Here is a 20,583-nt window from a genome sequence, read left to right as displayed (position 1 = left end):
CTTAGCTCTCGTTTTACTCAAGTAAATCGACAACTCAGGCCCCTTAGCTCTCGTTTTACCCGGGTAAATCGGCCACTCAGACCCCTTAGCTCTCGTTGTACTCAGGTAAATCGGCCACTCAGGCGCAGAAACTCAGCGCAAAAAAAGGACGACGCACGACCCTCGGTCGTGCATCGCCCTTCGTCGTCACCCCACTCGCCAGGCCCGGTTACTCTGCGAGGATCGCCTCATGATCCGTCTCGTAGTCGGCCAGACAATCGGCCGGAATACCGCGGCGGATGAGCTCGGTGGCGTGGTTGATGTCGGTGTAGAGCACGCGGTCTTCGCTCATGAAGCTGACCTTTTGGCGCAGGCTCTCGAGCGCTTTGGCGGTGCGTGTTCCGAGCTGGTAGCCCTCGCGCAGGTCGAGGGCCTGGCCGGCGATCAGGTATTCGATGGCCAGAATGCGCTCGACGTTGGTCATGATGCGGTAGGCGTGCAGACCGGCGTGCATGCCCATCGACACGTGGTCTTCCATGTTGGCGCTGGTGGGAATGGAGTCGACGCTGGCCGGGTGGCTCTGGCTCTTGTTCTCCGACACAAGCGCGGCGGCGACGTACTGGGGGATCATCATGCCCGAGTTCAGCCCGGGCTCGTTGACCAGAAAGGCCGGCAGACCTTCGGAGAAGTACTTGTCGGTGAGCTTGGCGCTGCGGCGCTCCGAGATGGAGCCGATCTCGGCGATGGCGAGCTTGAGGTAATCGAGCGCCATGGCCACGGGCTGGCCGTGGAAGTTGCCGCCGGAGAGGATCGCGCCGTCCTGGAAGGCGTCGGGCACAAAGACGAGCGGGTTGTCGGTGACGGCGTTGGCCTCGGTCATCAGCACGTTGATCACGTGGTGGAGCACGTCGCGGCAGGCCCCGTGCACCTGGGGCATGCAGCGCAGACAATAGGAGTCCTGCACGTACTCGACCTTGCCCTCGACGGTGCCCGGGGAGGCGCCGGCAAGCTCGCTGCCCTCGACCATGTAGCGCACATGGCCCGCGCTGAGCATCTGGCCGGGGCGACGGCGGATGGCGTGAATGCGCGGGTCGAGCGCCTCCATCCGCCCGCCGACGGCCTCCAGGCTCATCGCGCCGATGGCGTCGGCGCAGTCGAGCAGCGGGCGAAGGGAGAGGGCGACGACCACGCCCAGCGCCGTCATCGCCTGGGTGCCGTTGAGGAGCGCCAGGCCTTCTTTGTAGGTCAAACGCACCGGCTCCAGACCCGCGCGGCTCATGCCCTCTTCGGCGGTGTAGGTCACCCCTTCGACCTGCACCTCACCGAGCCCGATGATCGGCAGGCACATATGGGCCAGGGGGCAGAGGTCACCGCTTGCGCCCACGCTCCCGAGCTCCGGGACGATGGGGTGCACGCCGCGGTTGAGCATCTCGATGAGCAGGTTCAGCGTGGAGGTGCGGATCCCGGAGTTTCCCTGCGCCAGGGCGTTGATGCGCAAGAGCATCATCGCGCGCACCACGTCCACATCGAGCGCGGGGCCCACGCCGCAGGCGTGACTCATGATCAGGTTCTCCTGCAGGCGCTCGGCGTCCTGCGGGCGGATCACCCGGTCGCGGTTGGCACCAAAGCCGGTGGTCACCCCGTAGACGGCCTGGCCGCTCTCGGCCATCTGGCGCACGTAGGCGGCGGCCTCATCGATGCGGGTGATCGCATCGGGGGCAAGCTCCACCGGTTTTCGGTGGTAGACGACATCTTCAATATCTTCGAGGTTCAGCAGACGCTGACCCAACATCACGACATCAACCACGGGATCAACTCCCCAGTTTAAGAGCTGCGAGCATGCAGCAGAACCATCCAACAATCATCGCGGTGCCGCCGATGGGCGTGATCGCCCCCAGCCAGCGCGCGCCGGTAAACACCATCAGGTACAACGAGCCGCTGAACACCAGGATCCCGGCCGTAAAACACCACCCGGCGGTGATCGCCGCGGTGGACTGGGTCTGGCTCACGAGCCAGGCCGCCGCAAAGAGCGCCAGGGCGTGCACGATCTGGTAATGGGCCGCCGTCTGCCAGATCTCCAGCATGCGGGCGTCGACCTTATCGGCCAACGCGTGCGCACCAAAGGCGCCGGTGACCACAGCGAGCATGCCAAAGAGGCTGCCCAGGATCGCAAAGGTTTTCATCACTCCTCCTTCTCGCGTTGGGGCTCACCCTGAGGGTGTTGAGCAGGGCGCTCCTGACGCGTTTTGGGTGCGCGCTCAATCAGCTCGTCGAGCATCAGCTGAGCCTTCCGGGCGGCGCGCTGACGCTCGGAGTTCGGGTGCAAGAAGATGCGTTCATCGGCCGCGCGCTTGACCGTATCCGCCCACTGGCGAGCGCGGAGTTCGGCGTGACGCCGGGCCACATCCGCATCGACCTCGGGAGCCGGCTCGCACCCCGGCGCTCCGAGCCCCACACACGCCAGGACAACGAGCGCGAGGGCCAAACCGGGCCGGCGCTTTGATACGCTGGGCGAGCTCGATCTCATCGCGGGTTCCGATTCATTCGGCCGGCTGCCCCGCTTCGTGCAAAAGGTAGGCGCTGGCGCGCACGCCGGCATAGAAGTTCTCCACGTTGAATTTCTCATCGGGGCTGTGCAGGCGGTCGTCCGACAATCCCAGGCCCATCAGCACGGTAGGCACGCCGAGGATCTCAGAGAAGGTCGCGACCACCGGAATCGAACCTCCGCCACGGGTAAACACCGCGTCGGTGCCCCAGACCCGGCTCAGCGCGCGCAGGGCGGCCTGTACCGTGGGGGCGTCGCGCTCGGTGAGCACGGGCTTTCCGCCGTGGTGCGGGCGCACGCTCACGCGCAGCGCCGGATCCACAAGCTCCCGCACAAAGTCTTCAGCGAGCTGGGCGATGCGGTCGGGATCCTGACCGGGCACCAGGCGGCAGCTGAACTTGGCGTGGGCTTTGGAGGGCAGCACCGTCTTGGCGCCCACGCCCGTAAAGCCGCCCCAGATGCCGTTGCAATCCAGCGTGGGCCGCGCCCAGATGCGCTCCAGCGTGGTGAAGCCGGCCTCACCCTTGAGGCCCGCCGCCCCGGACTCTTTCAAAAACCCGGACTCATCGAAGGGGAGGGCGGCAAAGTCGGCGCGCTCCTCCTCGGTCAGTTCAATCACATCGTCATAAAAGCCCGGGATGGCCACGCGACCCTGGGCGTCATGAAGTTTGGCGATGATGCGCGCCAGCTCGTTGATCGGGTTGGGGATCGCCCCGCCAAAGAGCCCGGAGTGCAGGTCGTGATCGGGGCCCTCCACCGTCATCTCCAGGTACGCCAGCCCGCGCAGCCCGTAGGTGATCGAAGGCTGCCCGGGACCAAACATCGAGGAGTCGCTGATCACCACCGCGTCACACGAAAGGCGCTCCTGGTGGGCCTCGATCCAGTGGTCGAGGTTCACGCTCCCGACCTCTTCTTCGCCCTCGATCAAGAGTTTGATGTTCACCGGCAGGTCGCCCTCGGTGGCCAGCCAGGCCTCCAGGCCTTTGACGTGGCAGAAGAGCTGGCCCTTATCGTCGGTGGCCCCGCGGGCAAAGATCTTGCCCTCGCGCACCTGCGGCTCAAAGGGCGGCGTCGTCCACAGATCCAGCGGATCGGGGGGCTGCACGTCGTAGTGGCCGTAAATCAGGATCGTCGGCGCATCGTCCTGCGTCAGATGCTCGGCGTAGACGATGGGGTGACCCGGGGTTTCGTGCAGCTCCACCGTCTTCAGGCCAATCCCCTTGAGGTGGTCGATCAACCACTCCGCGCAGCGGCGCACATCGCCGGCGTTCTCCGGGTCGGTGGAGACGCTGGGGATGCGCAAGAACTCAAAGAGCTCATCGAGAAAACGCTGCTGATTTTTTTCGAAAAAGGCATCCACCACGTCAGTACTCAAAACGCCTCCATTTTTTCAATCAGGGGGGAGAGGGCGGTCCCTGGCGAGTGTGCGTATCGTGCGCGCCAGGACCCACATCGTGGTGTTTCTACGATGCGCTTTCGCCCTCGAGGGGTTGGGTCGCAGGCCCCGAAGCCAGAGGGCTTCGGGGCCTCGATGTCGGAATCTTAGTACCGCAGCGCGGTCCGGGGGAGCAAGGGCCGGGCGTGCACCGAGGGGTCAGCCTCGTGGCGGTCAGCCTCTTGGAGGGCGACTGCGGGAGGGGAGGCCTCACGGGCGGCATCGCGCGCTCTGGCCAGGGCCTGGCGCACATGCTCGCGGGCAAAGGCCGGCACGTTGAAAAGCTCCTCTTCCAGCGAGCCGCCGGCCAGCACGATCTGCTCGGCGCGGCGATGCACCATCGGATCGTCGAGAAGGGCGCGCATCCGCTCGAGATGCAGAGCGGTGGCGTCGATCCAGGCCGCCGCATCCGGCGACTGCACGATGCGCCGCGCCAGCCCTAAGTTGCGCTCGTACACGCTGAGCGCGCGCTCCATCACCACGCGGATCGTCTCGCGCAGCTCCTCAAAGTAGATCGTGATCTGCTCCTCGTTGAGCCCCTCGGGGATCTCGGCTGAGAAGATATCCAAATAAAAATCCTGGTAGAGACGGCCGATCTTGTAGCCCGCGGCCACCGACCAGTAGGGGTGATGCTGGCGCAAAGCGCGCAGGTAGTTGGCCTGGGCGCTCTGGTGAAGATCGGCCTTGGTGTTGAGATCTTCGGTCATGCGCTCGGTAGGAAGCACCAGTTTCACCTCATCCATCCGCCCGTGGAAACTCGTTCCGAGTCCGAAGTAGGCCTGCACGATGAAGTGGCTGTTCTCCAAAAGCTTCTCATCGCCCGGGGCGCGGCGGTTTAAGTCCACGGCGGCCTGGAAGGCGTCTTCGGCCTCGGACCACTGCTCAAGCTCCAGCAGCGCGTTGCCGCGGCGCACGTGGGCCTCCACCGTGTCGAAATGACTCAAATCGCGCAGCCCCAGGCTGAGCATGATCTCGACGACCTCCTCATAGCGGCCGGCCTCATGCAGCGATTTCCCCAGGCGAAAGCTCGCGTTGATCGACTCTTCGCTCTCCGGAAAATCATCGAGGATGCGGCGGTAGAGCAGGGCGGCGTCCTCCCACTGCTCCAGGTGCTCCAGGGCCAGCCCGGCGTTGTAGAGGGAGGGCAGAATAAAGCGGCTGTCCTCAAAGTAGTCGATGATGATCTGGTAGTTCTGCAGGGCGTCTTCGTAGCGCCGGGCCTGAAAGTCGAGATACGCGTTCTCAAAGACCTCTTTCGAGTCGAGCGACTCGGTATCGATGAGCTCCCCGTCGCGCACGCGGATCAGGGTGGGATCGGCGTCAAAGGTGCTCGTCGGCGTCTCGATGCCGGCCTCATCTGTGCGGGTTGCCCCGGTGGTGCAGGCCGAGCTCATCGCCACGCCGCCGGCCACAAGAAGGAGCAGCGCGGCGCGGCGCAGACCGGACGCAAGCACATGGCGAGCTGGCGAACGAGAAAGAAGTAGGGCAGGGCGTTGACGCACGGGGTCTCTCCGGTCGTTCAAAAAAAGAAACGCTGAGGTTCAAGGTCAGCCGCCGGGCTACGTATCTCAACCGCGCCGACCGGCTCGCATAGTCCCACAGGTGTTCGGGCGATCGCAATGAAGGGGGATTGTATTACGCCGAGATCCGCCCGCTCCCCCCCCTTTTTTCCATCTAGAAAACCAGCGTCTTGCGGCCTCATACCACGCGAACGTCGCGCCCTAACCGGGCTCGTCGGGGGAGTTCGGAGCGTCGCTCTCGGCCTCCGACTCCAGATCGTCGAGGAGGGTGGGGCGGTCTTTGCTGCGGCCGAAGGGAAAACTCAAGAGCTCCCCGCCCTGCGGCGGCGCCTCCGAGGAGGTGGCTCCCTTAGTGGCCGCATCCTTCGTTTTGGAGGACAGCGCCACGGGCATCAGCCAGCGGATGGCCTTGAGGGGAACCTCCAGCGTATCGCCGCGCTCATCGCGCAGGCGAAGCGCGCTCTGCAGATCGCCGGCGCCGGCGTCGATAAGCTCCAGGGGGGTGGCGCGGTGGCGAAACCAGAGGTGCTGCTCGGCGTCGTAGCGCTCCAGCTCCAGGCCCTGGCCCTCCTCCAGCGCGCGCTGCGCCACCTCAAGGCGGCTTTTGACGTCGCTGGAGAGCATCAGATCGAGCTCCGGGTGCTGCGGGGAGGGGGGCTCGGGGAGGGTCTCGGCTTCATGAAGCCAGGAGAGCGCGCGCTCGGCCTCGGCTTCGCAGTGGTTAACAACCTCCTCGGGTAACGCGCGGCTTAAGCGTTTCAAGAGGGCGCCGGCGGCCCCGGCCCGCACCCTGGTGCCGCCGCGCAGCGCCAGCGCTTCGATCAGACGGCCCCCCACATAAGCCGCGCTCAACAGATCCATCGTCGGCAAGAGCGCCGGCCCCACCGGCTCCACGCGCTCCGGGTAAAAAGGCTGCTGCGCATCGGGGCGCGGTGCCAGATGTCTCAAATACCGCCGCCAGCTCTCCATAAACGCTCCACAGGTGGTGTTTCACGTGAAAACGCACGTACGACGTCGCAACTCCCCGGCGAACTTAAACAACATCGGGCCCGCTGCACCCCGCAGGCCACGTAAAGACCTGTTCCACGCTGCCCGGCTCCCCCCGAAGATCGAGTCAGTTGCCGATCAACCGTGGCTGGCCGCCAGCGGATAGCGCCAGCCCGACCCAAAGGCCTTCGCCGTCACTTTAAGCACCGGCGGAGCCTGCCAGCGTTTGTATTCGTTGCGCTGAATCAGGCCCACCACCCGCTCCACATCGCGGCGCTCAAAGCCCGCCTCGATGATCTGGGCGATGCCCTGCCGATCTTCGACATAACGATCCACGATGGCGTCGAGCACCGGGTAGGGCGGCAGGCTGTCCTCATCGCGCTGGTCGGGACGAAGCTCCGCCGAGGGCGCCTTCTCGATGATGCTGCGCGGCACCACCTCATAGCCCGCCAGGCGGTTGTACTCCTCGGCCAGGGCGTAGACCTGCATCTTGGGCACATCGCCGATCACTGCCAGCGCCCCGCACATATCGCCATAAAGGGTCGAATAGCCCACCGCCAGCTCGCTTTTGTTGCCACACGAGAGCACGAGCTTTCCAAATTTGTTGCTCAGCCCCATCAGGTACACCCCGCGGATGCGCGCCTGAAGGTTCTCCTCGGTCACATCAAAATCTTTGCCCTTAAAATGCGGGGTGAGCACATCGAGAAAGCTCGTATAAGGCTGCTCGATGCCGATCTCATCGAACTCAATGCCCAGGTTGTTGGCCAGGGTGCGCGCGTCATCGCGGCTATGGCGCGAGGAGTAGCGCGAAGGCATCGCCACGGCGTGCACGTTCTCCGGCCCCAGGGCGTCGGCGGCGATCACGGCGGTCACCGCCGAGTCGATGCCACCGGAGAGCCCCAGGAGCACCTGCTGAAAGCCCGACTTTCGCACGTAATCGCGGGTGCCCAGCACCAGCGCCGCGCGCAGCTCGCCAATCGCATCGCGCACCGAGCCCGAGCCCTCCTGCGGCCCCACGACCTCCCCGGAGGTGTTGACCTCCACGATCTCGCAGGCGGAGCTGAAATCCGAGAGGCGATGGGCGATGCGTCCCTCGGCGTCGATGGCCACCGACGCCCCCTCGAAGATCAGCTCATCGGTGGCGCCGACCTGGTTCACAAAGATCAGCGGCCGTTTATGACGCGCGGCGTGCTCGCAGAGCATCGCCTCGCGCATCGCGCGTTTGCCCCGGGCAAAAGGGCTGGCCGAGATGTTGATCAAGACCTGCGCCCCGTTGGCCACCAGCGCCGCCACCGGATCGCCCTTATAGCGCGGCTGCTCCCAGTGCTCGACCGGGGCCCAGGCATCTTCACAAATGCTCACCCCCAGGCGCACACCCTTAAAACTCAAGATCGGCGACTCGCCGCCGGGCTCAAAATAACGCGCCTCATCAAAGACGTCGTACTCGGGCAAGAGCTGTTTAAAGATGCGCTCTTTGACGCGCCCCCCCACACAGAAGGCCGCCGCGTTGACCAGGCGGCGTCCCCCCTGGCGAGGGTTACGATCGGCATAACCGACGATCATGCCAAAGTCGTCGTCGGTCAGCGTGGCCAGCGCCTCCAGGGTCTTGAGCTGGGCGTCGATGAGCTCGTCACGATGCAAGAGATCGCGGGGCGGATAGCCCGTGAGCGCCAGCTCCGAGGTCACCAGCAGCTCGGCACCGGCGGCGCGCGCGCGCTCCACCTCGTCACGAATGCGCGCGACGTTTCGGTCGAGATCCCCGACCTTGAAGTTGATCTGAGCCAGCGCGATTCGCAGCGAAGAGGGGGTCTGGATCATAGAATGTGGAGGGGGGGAGAGGGAGGAACGAGAGCAAGCCGCGCCCGCAGGTGACGCGGCCCCAAAAGGGGGTCAGCGCATGAACATGGATACCAGATACGCCACGTAACCGACGACCATCAGGATGCCTTCCCAGCGCTTGAGACTATGCCCCGTGCGCAGAAGCGGCCAGAGCAACACGCTGATGGCGGCCATCACCCAGAGGTCGATGCGCAGGGCATCTTCGCCCACCACAATCGTACCAAAGCAGGCGACCACGCCCATCACAAAGAGCAGGTTAAAGACGTTGGAGCCCACCACGTTGCCCACCGAGATGTCTGCCTCCCCGCGGAAGGCCGCGACCACCGAGGTGGCCAGCTCCGGGAGGCTTGTGCCGATCGCCACGATCGACAGCGCGATAACAAGCTCCGAGACCCCCATCGACGACGCGATCGTCGTCGACCCATTGACCATCCAACTCGCCCCGAGCGCCAGACCCACGATGCCGCCGACCATCAGCAGCACATCGACGATGGGTTTGCGCTGGTTGGGATCCACGTCGCTCAGTTCATCGCCGACGATCGCCTCCATGCGCTTCATATCGCGGCGAGCACCGGCGAACATGTAGGCGATGTAGCCGACCATGGCCAGAAGCAGGATGATGCCATCGATGCGCGTCAGCGCGCCGTCGAGCGAGAGCCCGATAAAGAGGCCGGTGGCCGCCAGCATGATCGGGAGCTCGTGGGTGACCACCCGGCTCTCGATCTTCAGCGGGCTGATCGTGGCCGCCGCCCCCAGGATCAGCATGATGTTGGCGATGTTGGAGCCGACGACGTTCCCCAGGTTGACGTCATCGCTGCCGATAAGGCCCACCAGCAGCTCCGGGGCGCTGGTGCCAAAGGACACCACCGTCAGACCGACGATCAGCGGGGTGATGCCCAGACGCAGCGCCAGCGAGCTCGCGCCCCCGACGAGCGCTTCGGCGCCGAAGTACAGGAGCACCAGGCCGGCGATGACCATGCCAAGGGCAAGTAAGATCGGATCCATAAGGTCTAACTCCCAACAACAAGAGGGTCCGGGGTGAGCAGGGTAAACACCGCATCTACCGGCGCAAATGATGCGGCCGGAGCGCGGGTTAAGACCGGTCAACCTACTTTAATTGTCGGGGGTTGCAAGGCGTAGCCACCCGCCAGCTCAGCGAGGGTCATCCTGAGGGAGGTCCGGGTCGGCGGGAGGTGCGGGCTCTGGCTCAGGTGCGGGCTCTGGCTCAGGTGCGGGCTCTGGCTCAGGTGCGGGCTCGGGCGTCGGCTCCGACGCTTTGGGCGATTCGACCGCTGGCGAGGCCGCCGCCTCATCTTCCTTCGCCCGCGCTTTAAACTCCCGCTCCAGCTCTTTCACGCGCCGCGTCTTCCAGAGGTCCACCATCGCCTTCACACCCTCGCCAACAAAGGTGGAGACGGCCTTCTTGAGGGCGTCTTCGCCGATCTCTTTCCAGAGGTTTTTGCCGGTCTCACCGGCAATCTCGGCGGCTGTTTTCAAAAATTCGCTCATAGAAGGCTCGGGGCTGCTCGAAGCTGCACTTAAAAGCGCGGGCTGCACGTTAAAGATGTGGCGAGTCGCCGCAGAGGCAAAGGTGCCTGGCGAGGACCGCCCGAAGGATAACGTGTGTATTGGCTTCAACAATCCAGGGCGCTTTTGGCTCCCGACGTCGCTGCCCCGGCAGGTTCATGGTCGGGAGCGCGTCAGCCCTCGCGCTGCGGGAGATGCCCGGCCAGGGTGGCGTGCTGCGCCATCGCCCCGAAGACATGAGCGGCGAAGGCGTGGGCGCGCTCCCGGGAGGCGAGGTCATCGCTCGGGGGCGCGCAGAGTGGCGAGAGCTCGTGGCGCGCCTCAAAAAGCAGCTGCGCAAAGGCCTCATGCCCCTGCGAGGGCACGCCAAAGATCCTCGCCAGGTCGGCTGTGGCCGCGCCGCCCCCGAGGTGCAGATCCTGCTGCACCGCCACCGCGTTATCGTCGAGGTACACATCCAGCGCGGCGCTGGTCTCGTTGACCAGGTTCACCGTCAGAATCACCGCCCCCACCACCACCGCCGTGGTCGTCGTCGAGGTCGAGAGCGAGAAGATATCGTCAAACCAGGGCGTGCCATTGGTCGGCTCCGACTGCGCAAAGCCCGGGGAGGCCACGAGCATCGTCAGCGCCGCCGCGCACACCGCCACCTTCGATGCTCGCGTCATGCGGGACGATGCCATTGCATATCTGGACGTATTGGATCGAAACCGGTGCCACTGCATACCTGGGAGCTCCACGACAGCACCCGCAAAGCGGGTCGAGAAAGAGTGTTTCGACGACCCGTTGACGCTACCGAGCAGCGCGACAGCACGCAAGCAGCGAGGCACCGCAATGCCCGACGACGCGCCGGTCAGCCCCCTGGCGCCCGTTCTACCCGGGTAAATCAGCCACTCAGCCTTCTCCCGCATGAAAAAAAGCCCGAGCGCATCCAGGGCGACGTCCAGCAAGGAGCAAGGAGGAAGCTGTGGCAGCGCCACCGCGACGACGTAGCGACACAGCCAGCGTCGTCCCGGGGCGCTCGGCACAGGTAAATCGGCGACTCAGACCCCTTAGCTCCCCTTCTACTCAGGTAAATCGGCGACTCAGACCCCTTAGCTCCCCTTCTACTCAGGTAAATCGGCGACTCAGACCCCTTAGCTCCCCTTCTACTCAGGTAAAATGGCGACTCAGACCCCTTAGTGCCCGTTCTACTCAGGTAAATCGGCGACTCAGACCCCTTAGCTACCGTTCTACTCAGGTAAATCGGCTACTCAGACCCCTTAGCTACCGTTCTACTCAGGTAAATCGGCTACTCAGACCCCTTAGCTCCCGTTTTACTCAGGTAAATCGACAGCTAAGCCCTTTCGCGTGCCCCCCAACGCCCCCACGAATCACCCCACATCGCGAACCACCGGCGCCCCACAACCACCCAACCACCCAACCACCTAACCACCCAACCACATCCCTTCGTGTGCCCCCAACGCCCACACGAATCTCCCCACATCGTGAACCCCCGGTGGCTGGCGTCGTGAATGGTCTGGCAGACATCCGCCGGTACCGAACGCGCTTCAGCCCTCAAAATGCGGCATCGAGGCGGCCAGCACCGCGTCCTTTTGCATCGCGTCGAGGACCACCGCCAGAAACTGACCGGCCCGAGGGCGATCAAAATCCGCGGTGTTCATCAGGGCCGAGAGGGTGTCGCGCTCGTGATAGAGCGCCGAGGCAAAGCGCCCGTGCGCTTCGTCCGGCACGTTGAAGATCGTCGCCAGGTCGCCCAGGGATTCGCCGCCTCCCATATAGAGGTCATGCTGAAGGGCGACCGCGTTCTGATCGACATAATTCTCAATGTCGGCCGAGGACTTCACGAGCAACATCACCGTGAGGGTGACCCCGCCGGCCACCGTCGTGGTCAGACCGGTGTAGCTCGAGATCGCGCCATAAAATCCCAGATAGGCAAAGGTCGCGCCGCCCTCCTGGGCATGCGCCTCGCTGGAATGCGTGACCAGAGCCAGAGAAACCACCATCGCGAGCAGAATTGAAACGAACGACGAACGAGACGACATCTACGACCTCCAGAACAACACGTTTATCCCGATACACCACACCCAAACCGCATCATCACGCCATAGAAAGAGGAGCGTAGCAGCCCATCGACGCAGGGCGTATGCGTTTTATGCACTTCATCAAAAGAGCGACCACTCAGACCCCTTGGCTCCCCTTTTACTCTGCTAACTCGCCGTCACAACCCTTCGCATGCCCCCCAACGCCCCCACGAATCGCCCCACATCGCGAACCACCGGCGCCCCACAACCACCCAACCACCTGACCACCTGACCACATCTTTTCGCGGGCCCCCCCGACCCGAGCGTATCCAGGGCGTCACCAAACACATAAAAAACGGGCCCCACAAAGAGGCCCGGTCATTTCAACTCGCCAGCCGGTCCGCAACACGCCAAAAAAAGCCGACCGAGGGTATGTCAGAGAACTTAAGCGTCCACGCGCGGCAGGTGCTGCGCGAACTCGGGCTTCTCCATCAGCGCATCGTAGATCACGCGCACGAAGGTGCCGGCCCGCTCCGGGGTCAACGTATCGACGTCGGTCAGGGGAAGAAGCTCGCTGCGGTTCTCGCTGAGCACCTGCGCAAATTCGGCGTGCTGATCGGCCGGCACATTGAAAATCTTCGCCAGCTCGGCGGTCGTCTCACCGCCGCCCATGTGCAGATCGTGCTGCAGCGCGACATTGTTCTCTTCGATGTACGACTCCATCTCCGAGGAGGAGCGCGTCAACAACACTACAATAAGAACTGTCAAACCGATTGGAATCGTAAAAATAGATGCGTATGTAGTAATAAAACCTGCATAATATGAACTTGTGGAAACGGAAAACGTAGCAGCCGCGGCCTCTTCATCGGCCGTCGTCTGGGCATAAGCGGGGGTTGAAAACGCAAAGGCAAGCGCAACGATTAGCGCCGAAACGAAGCTACGAGAATACATCGACATAGAAATCTCCGATCACAAGAGATCAACGAAAAAGTCGGGCCCACAACATGGTTTGAAGGCCTTTTATGTACCCCGGCTCAGGGGGTGAGGTCCAGCGACTTTCGCAGCGCCTCTTCCACCGGATTAAAATAATCGGGGGCACGGCGCAGCACGCCGCTCAAGCCCTTGCCACCATCGACGGGGCGGAAGACGTCGGCAAAGGTGCCGGCGGCCAGGGTGTCGAACATCCCCTTATCGCGCACATCTTCGAGAAGCTGGCAGGCCTCGGCGAGCACCTGCCGGGCGCGGCGCTGGATGATGCCGTCCGACTTGAACTCGATCTCCTCGCCAAGCTGACGGGTGTTGTTCATGACGTAGTGGGCGTTCTCCAGCGCCAGGTAGCGGTCGCCCATATGCGGGGTGTGCATCGCCTCGGTCATCATGCCCAGAAGCTGAATGCCCTGACCGGTCCAGCCGCCGATGAGGTTGAAGAGGGCGTCCTGGATATGACCGCGAAAAATGTTGCCGGTCATGTATTTGGTCGGCGGCATGTACTTGAGCGGCGCCTGGGGGAAGAGCTCGCGTGCGAGCTGGGCCTGAGCGAGCTCAAAGAGAAAGCCGTTTTCGATGGTGGGGTCCATCTCCATGGCGTGGCCCAGGCCCATCTGTGCCGGCGGCAGGCCACTGCGCAGCGCGAACTGCTCGTTGATGAACTGGCTGGCGGTCACCGTGTGGGCGGCTTCCACGGCGTCGGCGGTGGTCAGATAATTATCCTCGCCGGTGTTGATCACAATGCCGGCCGCCGAGTTGATCATGCGGCTAAAATACTGGTCGACGAAGGTGCGCTGGGGGTTGATGTCGCGAAAGAGGATGCCGTAGAGGGCGTCGTTGAGCATCATGTCCAGGCGCTCGATCGCGCCCATCGCGGCGATCTCGGGCATGCACAACCCGCTGCAATAATTGCAGAGGTGGATATACCTCCCCAGCTCCTCGCCGACCTCATCGAGCGCCTCGCGCATGATCTTAAAGTTGGCCTGAGTGGCGTAGGTGCCGCCAAAACCCTCGGTGGTGGGGCCGTAGGGCACAAAGTCGAGCAGGCTCTGCCCGGTCGAGCGGATCACCGCGATGATGTCGGCGCCCTGGCGAGCGGCGGTGCGGGCCTGGACGGCGTCTTCATAGATATTGCCGGTAGCCACGATCACGTAATGCAGAGGCGCGGGGCGTTTTTCATAACGATTTAGAAAATCATCGCGCTCGGCGCGTCGCGCCGAAATGCGCGCCATCGCCTCGGCGGCCAGCTCCTCGCCAAGCTCCTGAATCTGCGCCTCATCGATCAGCGGCAGCTCGCTCACGTCCAGATCTCCCTCGGCGATGGCCTCGCTCACCGTCTGGGCGTCGCGACCGGTGTGAAGCATCGCCCGCACGATATGCCGGGTGATGCCCTCAGAGAGCACGCCGGCCTGCAGGGCGTGCTCGACCACGACGTTGGGCAGGGGCACATCATCCTCATCGACCCCGTCGACGCCGAGCAGGCGCAGGGTGGTGCGCTCGACGGCCACGGTGGTGCGCTCGCGAATAAACGCGTCCATGGTGTCGGCGATGTCGCTGGCGGCCTGGCGCGCGCGGTCGATGATGCGGGGATCGAGATCGAGTTTAGAGGCCATAACGTGTACCCGAAGCGAGGAGGCAATAAGAGAGGTGGAGGGGCGAAGAGGCCGGCGCCCGCTGCGTCAGCAGCAGCGCTCAGGGGCCCGGTTTACCCCGAGCGAGCCGGGGGGAGCAAGATCGGCGATCGGCACCCCGGCAAAGGTATTCTGGTCATCAACGATCTGGCGAACGCCGGTCTGAATTCAGCTTCAAAATCACCCCTTTAGCACGACCCACGCTCGTGCGTTTCACGTGAAACAGAGCCTGAATTGGAAGCAGGAGGCCCACGCGTTTCACGCGCGTGGAGCGGGCGAAGCCGGCCCACGCGCGCTCTTAAGAACGTTCACCTCGGCCTGCGTGAGCGCCTTTAGTGGGCGGGGCGCACCGCTTCGAGCAGGCCGGTGAGCATCGCGTCACAGCTCTGGGTGGCGCCGGCGGTGGATCCGGGCAGGGTCACCAGCAGGGTGTGGCCGGCCTGGCCGGCGACCCCGCGGGAGATGAGCGCGCGCGGGGTGCGCGCCTGACCGTGGGCGCGGGCGGCCTCCATGATCCCGGGGATGGGGCGTTGAATACGCGACTGCACCACCTCGACGGTACGGGCGTAAGGCTCAAGTCCCGTGCCGCCGACGGTGATGATCAGATCGAGCTCTCTTGCCAGAAGATCGTCGATCGTCGCCTCGATCGGGCCCGGATCGTTGCCCAGCAGGATATAATCAAAAATATCGACGCCCTCCCGCTTGAGCAGACGATCGCGCACGATGCGCCCGGCTTTGTCGTCTTTAAAGCCCTGCACCACCGCATCGCAGGTGACGACGATGGCGGCGCGCACGCTGACCGGATCGCGAAAATCGCTCTTTCCTCCGCGTTTCTCGACGAGCTTGATGTCGGTGACGCTGATCAGCCCGGTGTCCGCAGACGCGTGCGGCTTGAGCATGTCATAGAGGTTCATCGCCGCGACGCTGGCCGCGTAAAGTGCCTCCATCTCCACGCCCGTCTGACCGACGGTGGTGGCGGTGACCTCCAGGTAGATGCCCTCGGGCAAGAACTCAAAATGCACGTCACAGGCGGTGATGGGCAGCGGATGGCAGAAAGGCAGCGCCTCCCAGGTGCGTTTGACGGCCATGATCCCCGCCACGCGCGAGGCCTCGATGGCGTCTCCCTTATCGGTCTTACGCCCGTGGTCGGTCGCCTCAAGAATGGCCGCGTCGATGCGCAGCATCGCCGAGGCGCGCGCAAACCGCTCACTGGTGGGTTTGTGGGTGATGTCTTTCATACGCAGATTCTCAATCCAGGTAAGTCGATACCGTCGGCGATCCGCCGAGCAGCGAGTGCGATCCGGCGAGTTGAAGAAGCTCGGCGCGAAGCAAGGGGTCGAGGCCGTAGCGTTTTGGGGTGGTGTTAACCCTCGTCCTCGGGCTGAAGCGGGGTGCCGTCGAGGTAGCGCTCCGAGCCGTCGGTGTAATGCTCAAGCTTCCAGATGGGGGTTTTTACTTTAAGCGTATCGATGGCGTAGCGGGCGGCCTCAAAGGCGGCGGCGCGGTGGGCGGCGCGGCAGACCACGAGCACCGAAGCCTGGCCCACCTCCACTCGCCCGGTGCGATGCTGGATGCGGCAGCGCAGCACCTCAAAACGCTGCAAAATCTCGGCTTCGAGCTCGCTTAAAACGCGCGCGGCAATCGCCGGGTGCGCCTCATAGGTGATGGCAGTGACCCCCCGGCGGCCTTCGTGGTGGTTGCGCACATCGCCGCTGAAAACCACCAGGCCGCCGCCGGCCGGATCTTCACATTCGGCCAACAAGGCGCTCAGATCGAGCGGGGTCTCGGAGAGCCAGCGCGACGGGCTGGCGGGGAGGTCGGTGCCCCCGCTGACGGGCGGAAGCAGGTCGAGGGTCGCGTCTTCATAAAGGGGCGCCGAGGCCGAGACGATCGTGTCATCCAGCGCCACCGCCACCCGCGCGAGCATCGAAGCCAGGGAGGGAAAGTCGTGCTCGATGGTCGAGAGGGCGTCGGCCACACACACCTCCCCATCCTCATCGCCCTGCGGCGCAACCTGAATAAAAGATTCGCGGCAGCCGGCGCGGCTGGCGAGTCCGGCGAAAAATCGCACGTGGATCTTCATCTCAACCTCCCAGGGCCGACATGCCCGCGGCGGTCACGTGACCTTTGCGCCACTGGTGGCCGGCGGGTTTCTGGAAGACGGCGCGCTCAAAGATAGCCTTCAACGCCTCACGATCCCGAAGCCGGGTAGCCTCTTTAAGCTCATGCTGATCGTCGACCGCCAGGCACGCCCGCAACTCGCCGGTCGACGTCAGCCTCAGCCGCGCGCAGGTGTCGCAGTAGGGGTTGGAGATCGGCGTGATAAAGCCCATCCGACCCCGCGCGCCGGGCGCCCGGTAGTAGCGCGCCGGACCGTTCCCGATCTTCGCCTCATCGACCTGAAGACCGCGCGTGGCCATCAGCTCGGCGATGAGCTCGGTGAGGTTCACAAAGCGGCCGGCCCTGGCGTGCAGCGCCCCCTCGCCAATGGGCATGATCTCCATAAAACGCACATCGACCGGGTGGGTGCGGGTGAGCTCGATCCAGCGGTCGAGCTCATCGTCGTTGACGCCGGCCAGGAGCAGGGTGTTGACGCGCACCGGATCAAAGCCGCTCGAAAGCGCCGCCTCCAGCCCGGCCCAGGCTTTCTCAAACGTGCCGTTGCGGGTGATCTCGCGAAAACGCTGCGGATCGAGCGAGTCCAGGCTGATGTTGACCCGGTCGAGCCCGGCGGCTTTGAGCTCGGCGGCCTTGCGATCGAGCAGGAGCCCGTTGGTCGTCAGCGCGACATCGGCCACCGCCGTCTCCCCCTTGAGCATCCTGATCAGCTCCGGCACATCCCGGCGCAAAAGCGGCTCGCCGCCGGTCAGGCGAATCTTATCGACGCCCAGCTCGCAGGCCACGCCCACCACAAAGGTGATGTCTTCAAAGGTTAAGAGTTCGGAGCGCGGCGCGCAGGGCAGCCCCTCGGCCGGCATGCAGTAGGAGCAGCGCAGATTGCAGCGGTCGGTGACCGAGACGCGCAGCGAGCGGTGCGCGCGTCCAAAACGGTCGATGAGCTGCGATGAAGGGGGGGATGAGGTCATGGGCCGACTGCCTGCAAGAGAAACCCGAAGTCGGCGCTCAGTGTAGTGGGGCGCGGGGCGCTGTCCAGTCGTCTGAGGTGGGGGCGGGTGAGGTTGCGCCGAGCTCGGGCTCCCATAACCTCAAAAGAGGTCGCCATCATCCTCATCGAGAAGCTTCAGATCGTCGTCAGCCGCTTTCTTGCGCTTCGCTTCCGCCTCTTTTTTGCCCTCGGCGGGCACCCGGAACTCTTCCGAACGGTCCCACTCACCGCGCACCGGGAAGCCCGCTTTCTCCTCAAAAAAGTCCCCCTTCATCGGGCTCGTACTCCGCGAGTGCAGCTCGCCGGATACAGGCAAACGGCCGGCCTGGGCGGCGGGGCCGGGGAGTTTGCGCCCCTCGGCAGCGAGGGTGGGGAACTTGCCGGCCTGATTCTCCAGCACGATGGCCAGGCTGACGGCCAGCTCGGTGAGCTCTTCGAGGATCGTCGCGTCGCTGAGCGGACCGCGACGCTTGAGGCGCAGGGTGGCGTCGCGCAGCTCGATGTGACCGGCGAAGGCGGCGGCCTCATCCCAGGCCGTGCGAAGCGTGGGGGCCTGCAGGAGCTCGTGGGCCTGCGAAGGCCCCTCGGCGTAGACGGTGTTGATGGTGGGAGGCTGCTGCGGGTCGGGCTCGCTGATAAGCGTCAGCGTCTTATGCAGCGCTTTGACGAGATCGATCTCCGCCTCCAGCTCGTACCCCTCGCTCAGGGGGTCGCCCGTGCCCGTGAGGATCAGCGGGCAGGCGCGGTGCGAGCCCACCAGCCGCTCCACATGCGAGGAACCCGTGGTGTCATGCTTGAGGTTGAAACTTTCGGCGAGCGCTCGCCAGTAGGATTTCGTCTTCATAAGTTCCTGCATGCGCGAGATGTTTTGAAACACCACGAAAAAAGCGGCGATCCCGAAGCCCACGATCACCAGAATAACGAGCAGCTCGAAGTTCATAGCGACCTCATCTTCATCAACGTTTCCACTCCCACCAAAACCGTCGCGCTGGCGAGTTCTCGGGGCCTCTTCGGCCACGCAGACTCAAGCGACGCGAGCTGCCTGGCGAGCGCCCACGCTACCAGCGCCCGGGCGCGCCGCAAAGCCGCGGTGGGTGCGCCTCCAGGGCAATCGCAAATTCCCACAAGGTTTTTTTATGGAAAACCCACCCAATCCGTAGGGAGGGGTCTTGTGCCCCTCCGGAACTCCCAGGGCGGGGACCCACAAGGGGTCCCCCTACGGTGGCGGGTGGTGGGCACCCGCTTTGCGATTGCGGTGGGTGCGCCTCCCCGCTCGAACATCTCAGGGTGAAGGTTTACGCGTTAAAAGCGCGACGTTCTCCACGTGGTAGGTCTGCGGGAAGAGGTCGACCGGCTGCACCACCTCCAGCTGGTAGCCGCCTTCGGTGAGGGCGACGAGGTTGTCGGCCAGAGTTTTGGGGTTGCAGGAGACGTAGACCAGCGTGGGGGCGGCAATCTCCAGAATCTGCTCAATGGCCTGGTCAAAAAGCCCGGAGCGCGGCGGGTCGACCACCACCAGGTCGATGGCGTCGCCGCGGGCCTTGATGAACTCGGGGCTGGCGAGCACCTTGCCCACATCGCCCACAAAGAAGGAGGCGTTATCGATGCCATTGTCGACGGCGTTTTTGCGCGCGTTGTCGACGGCGTCGGGCTGCAGCTCAATGCCCAACACGCGCTCGGCGTATGGCGAGAGGCAGAGACCGATGGTGCCGGTGCCGCAGTAGAGGTCGAGCACGGTTTTGGGGCGACGGGGGTTGTCGGCGTCGAGCAACCCGGCGCGCTCGATGACCTCGGTGTAGAGCTGCTCGGCCTGCAGAGTATTCGGCTGAAAAAACGCCCGGGGATGAATCTCAAAACGCAACCTTTGCTCTCCCGGCAGGTGCATCTCCTCGCTCAAGACGGGGGCGCCGGCGAGCAACGTCTCTTCGATGCGCGTGGGGCTGCCTTTCTCGGCGATGTAGCGCGACCAGTAGAAGGAGGTGACGGGCCGCCCGAGCTCCGAGGCCAGGCGTTGGGCCTCCTGCATCACCGCGCGCGCGGCCTGCTCCGCATCGACCGCCTCCTCCCCCAGGCGCACCTCCGTCGCCGGGCTGGTCATCAGCTCCACCATCACCTCACCGGTGCGTTTGCCCTCGCGGATCGTGAGGTTGCGCAGCCACCCCTCATCGCGGCGGCTGTGGTAGGGCTCCAGCCCCACCGAGGCGCAGAAACTTCCCATCGCCGGCACAAAACGCGAGACGAACTCCGACTGCAGGTGACACTCCTGCACATGAAGGATCTCGAACTTGTAGCCCGAGGGGTAGAGCCCCAGCGCGAAGTGGCGCTCGGCGTCGTCGCCAAAGGTGAACTCCATCTTGTTGCGATAGTACCAGGGCTCCTCCATGCCTTTGAGCGGCAGCACCAGGCCGGGATCGAGGCCCACGCGCTGAAAATTCTCTTTGATCAGACGCTCTTTGATGGCGAGCTGATGGCGGTAGCGCATCGACTGCAGGGTGCAGCCGCCGCAGCCCTTACCGGCCTCTTCGCGGGTGCCAAAATGGCGGCAGCGGGGCTCGATGCGCAGCGACGAGGGCTCCAGGATCTCCAGCAGGGTGGCCGAGGCGCGCTTGCGGCGCGTCTTGTCGATGCGCACGCGCACCCGGTCGCCGGGGATGGCCTTGCGCACAAAGACCTCGTAGCGCTTCTCCATCTTCTGCGGGCCGATGACCGTCTCGACAAAGGCGACGCCCAGGCCCCGCTCGTTCATTTTGTCGATGGTCAGCTCGACCTCGTCGCCGTGTCGAAATCCCCGGCTAAGCTCCAGAATCATGGTTTTGCTCTCTTCAGGCGTTGAGGCTCAAAAGCGTCGATCGCCTTATTCGATGCGCTTCGACGCGATGGTTTTAAATTAAAATAGCAGTGTCGGGCAGTCCGGCACGTGATTTCGTTTTGAACGCGCCCTGACATTCGCTGTGTCGAGGTGTCCGCCGGTTGAAGCACCTTTGTCAAAGCGCTCAACGCGTCATG

At 64.2% G+C, this 20,583-nt stretch carries 18 protein-coding genes; all 18 read right to left on the bottom strand.

Going from position 1 to position 20,583, the window contains the following annotated elements:
- Positions 1 to 208 precede the first annotated feature (208 nt).
- Positions 209 to 1,771, bottom strand: coding sequence for a histidine ammonia-lyase (gene hutH, locus FRC96_RS03985; protein ID WP_146973066.1), 1,563 nt, complete (start codon positions 1,769 to 1,771; stop codon positions 209 to 211).
- Between the two features lie 19 nt (positions 1,772 to 1,790).
- Positions 1,791 to 2,162, bottom strand: a complete 372-nt coding sequence (locus FRC96_RS03980) for a DUF423 domain-containing protein (RefSeq protein WP_146972941.1) — start codon at positions 2,160 to 2,162, stop codon at positions 1,791 to 1,793.
- Positions 2,162 to 2,464 (bottom strand): hypothetical protein, encoded by a 303-nt coding sequence (locus tag FRC96_RS03975; protein WP_146972939.1) that lies wholly within the window; start codon positions 2,462 to 2,464, stop codon positions 2,162 to 2,164. Before FRC96_RS03975 ends, FRC96_RS03980 begins: the two co-directional genes overlap by 1 nt.
- A 55-nt stretch (positions 2,465 to 2,519) precedes the next feature.
- Positions 2,520 to 3,899: a dipeptidase gene (locus FRC96_RS03970; protein ID WP_230469853.1), complete on the bottom strand. Its 1,380-nt coding sequence runs from the start codon at positions 3,897 to 3,899 to the stop codon at positions 2,520 to 2,522.
- Positions 3,900 to 4,066: 167 nt separating this feature from the next.
- Entirely contained in the window at positions 4,067 to 5,461 is a 1,395-nt protein-coding gene (locus FRC96_RS03965; RefSeq protein ID WP_146972936.1) for a tetratricopeptide repeat protein, read from the bottom strand.
- A gap of 219 nt (positions 5,462 to 5,680) precedes the next feature.
- Positions 5,681 to 6,448, bottom strand: coding sequence for a hypothetical protein (locus tag FRC96_RS03960; protein ID WP_146972934.1), 768 nt, complete (start codon positions 6,446 to 6,448; stop codon positions 5,681 to 5,683).
- Between the two features lie 156 nt (positions 6,449 to 6,604).
- Entirely contained in the window at positions 6,605 to 8,284 is a 1,680-nt protein-coding gene (locus FRC96_RS03955; RefSeq protein WP_146972931.1) for an NAD+ synthase, read from the bottom strand.
- A gap of 72 nt (positions 8,285 to 8,356) precedes the next feature.
- Positions 8,357 to 9,310: a calcium/sodium antiporter gene (locus tag FRC96_RS03950; protein ID WP_146972928.1), complete on the bottom strand. Its 954-nt coding sequence runs from the start codon at positions 9,308 to 9,310 to the stop codon at positions 8,357 to 8,359.
- 147 nt (positions 9,311 to 9,457) lie between these two features.
- Entirely contained in the window at positions 9,458 to 9,814 is a 357-nt protein-coding gene (locus FRC96_RS21775) for a hypothetical protein (RefSeq protein ID WP_230469852.1), read from the bottom strand.
- Positions 9,815 to 10,005: 191 nt separating this feature from the next.
- A complete protein-coding gene (locus FRC96_RS03940; protein ID WP_146972926.1) occupies positions 10,006 to 10,497 on the bottom strand; it encodes a hypothetical protein in 492 nt (163 codons plus the stop codon).
- Between the two features lie 882 nt (positions 10,498 to 11,379).
- Positions 11,380 to 11,874 carry a DUF3015 family protein gene (locus FRC96_RS03935; RefSeq protein ID WP_146972924.1) on the bottom strand — a complete coding sequence of 165 codons (495 nt, stop codon included), beginning with the start codon at positions 11,872 to 11,874 and terminating at the stop codon, positions 11,380 to 11,382.
- A 423-nt stretch (positions 11,875 to 12,297) separates the two neighbouring features.
- A complete protein-coding gene (locus FRC96_RS03930; RefSeq protein ID WP_146972921.1) occupies positions 12,298 to 12,810 on the bottom strand; it encodes a DUF3015 family protein in 513 nt (170 codons plus the stop codon).
- 77 nt (positions 12,811 to 12,887) lie between these two features.
- The gene (locus FRC96_RS03925; RefSeq protein ID WP_146972919.1) at positions 12,888 to 14,453 is read right to left on the bottom strand and encodes a lysine 5,6-aminomutase subunit alpha; all 1,566 of its coding nucleotides are present in this window, start codon (positions 14,451 to 14,453) and stop codon (positions 12,888 to 12,890) included.
- Between the two features lie 350 nt (positions 14,454 to 14,803).
- Positions 14,804 to 15,709 carry a cyclic pyranopterin monophosphate synthase MoaC gene (locus tag FRC96_RS03920; protein WP_146972916.1) on the bottom strand — a complete coding sequence of 302 codons (906 nt, stop codon included), beginning with the start codon at positions 15,707 to 15,709 and terminating at the stop codon, positions 14,804 to 14,806.
- A 125-nt stretch (positions 15,710 to 15,834) separates the two neighbouring features.
- Positions 15,835 to 16,554, bottom strand: coding sequence for a molybdenum cofactor biosynthesis protein MoaE (locus tag FRC96_RS03915; RefSeq protein WP_146972913.1), 720 nt, complete (start codon positions 16,552 to 16,554; stop codon positions 15,835 to 15,837).
- A 1-nt stretch (position 16,555) separates the two neighbouring features.
- Positions 16,556 to 17,557: a GTP 3',8-cyclase MoaA gene (gene moaA, locus FRC96_RS03910; protein ID WP_146972911.1), complete on the bottom strand. Its 1,002-nt coding sequence runs from the start codon at positions 17,555 to 17,557 to the stop codon at positions 16,556 to 16,558.
- Positions 17,558 to 17,677: 120 nt separating this feature from the next.
- On the bottom strand, positions 17,678 to 18,595 hold the full coding sequence (locus FRC96_RS03905; RefSeq protein WP_146972909.1) for a hypothetical protein: 918 nt from the start codon (positions 18,593 to 18,595) through the stop codon (positions 17,678 to 17,680).
- 264 nt (positions 18,596 to 18,859) lie between these two features.
- Entirely contained in the window at positions 18,860 to 20,386 is a 1,527-nt protein-coding gene (locus tag FRC96_RS03900; RefSeq protein ID WP_146972906.1) for a class I SAM-dependent RNA methyltransferase, read from the bottom strand.
- Between the last annotated feature and the right edge of the window lie 197 nt (positions 20,387 to 20,583).

It is taken from the genome of Lujinxingia vulgaris, from assembly GCF_007997005.1.
Lineage (GTDB): Bacteria > Myxococcota_A > Bradymonadia > Bradymonadales > Bradymonadaceae > Lujinxingia.
This window is presented reverse-complemented; position numbering and strand designations above follow the sequence as displayed.

Excerpts from the sequence above, each read along its gene's own strand:
- hutH (WP_146973066.1), bottom strand. The coding sequence starts at position 1,771 with ATGTTGGGTCAGCGTCTGCTGAACCTCGAAGATATTGAAGATGTCGTC.
- FRC96_RS21775 (WP_230469852.1), bottom strand. The coding sequence starts at position 9,814 with ATGAGCGAATTTTTGAAAACAGCCGCCGAGATTGCCGGTGAGACCGGC.
- FRC96_RS03955 (WP_146972931.1), bottom strand. The coding sequence starts at position 8,284 with ATGATCCAGACCCCCTCTTCGCTGCGAATCGCGCTGGCTCAGATCAAC.
- FRC96_RS03920 (WP_146972916.1), bottom strand. The coding sequence starts at position 15,709 with ATGAAAGACATCACCCACAAACCCACCAGTGAGCGGTTTGCGCGCGCC.
- moaA (WP_146972911.1), bottom strand. The coding sequence starts at position 17,557 with ATGACCTCATCCCCCCCTTCATCGCAGCTCATCGACCGTTTTGGACGC.
- FRC96_RS03900 (WP_146972906.1), bottom strand. The coding sequence starts at position 20,386 with ATGATTCTGGAGCTTAGCCGGGGATTTCGACACGGCGACGAGGTCGAG.
- FRC96_RS03925 (WP_146972919.1), bottom strand. The coding sequence starts at position 14,453 with ATGGCCTCTAAACTCGATCTCGATCCCCGCATCATCGACCGCGCGCGC.
- FRC96_RS03960 (WP_146972934.1), bottom strand. The coding sequence starts at position 6,448 with ATGGAGAGCTGGCGGCGGTATTTGAGACATCTGGCACCGCGCCCCGAT.
- FRC96_RS03980 (WP_146972941.1), bottom strand. The coding sequence starts at position 2,162 with ATGAAAACCTTTGCGATCCTGGGCAGCCTCTTTGGCATGCTCGCTGTG.
- FRC96_RS03930 (WP_146972921.1), bottom strand. The coding sequence starts at position 12,810 with ATGTCGATGTATTCTCGTAGCTTCGTTTCGGCGCTAATCGTTGCGCTT.
- FRC96_RS03915 (WP_146972913.1), bottom strand. The coding sequence starts at position 16,554 with ATGAAGATCCACGTGCGATTTTTCGCCGGACTCGCCAGCCGCGCCGGC.
- FRC96_RS03950 (WP_146972928.1), bottom strand. The coding sequence starts at position 9,310 with ATGGATCCGATCTTACTTGCCCTTGGCATGGTCATCGCCGGCCTGGTG.
- FRC96_RS03940 (WP_146972926.1), bottom strand. The coding sequence starts at position 10,497 with ATGACGCGAGCATCGAAGGTGGCGGTGTGCGCGGCGGCGCTGACGATG.
- FRC96_RS03935 (WP_146972924.1), bottom strand. The coding sequence starts at position 11,874 with ATGTCGTCTCGTTCGTCGTTCGTTTCAATTCTGCTCGCGATGGTGGTT.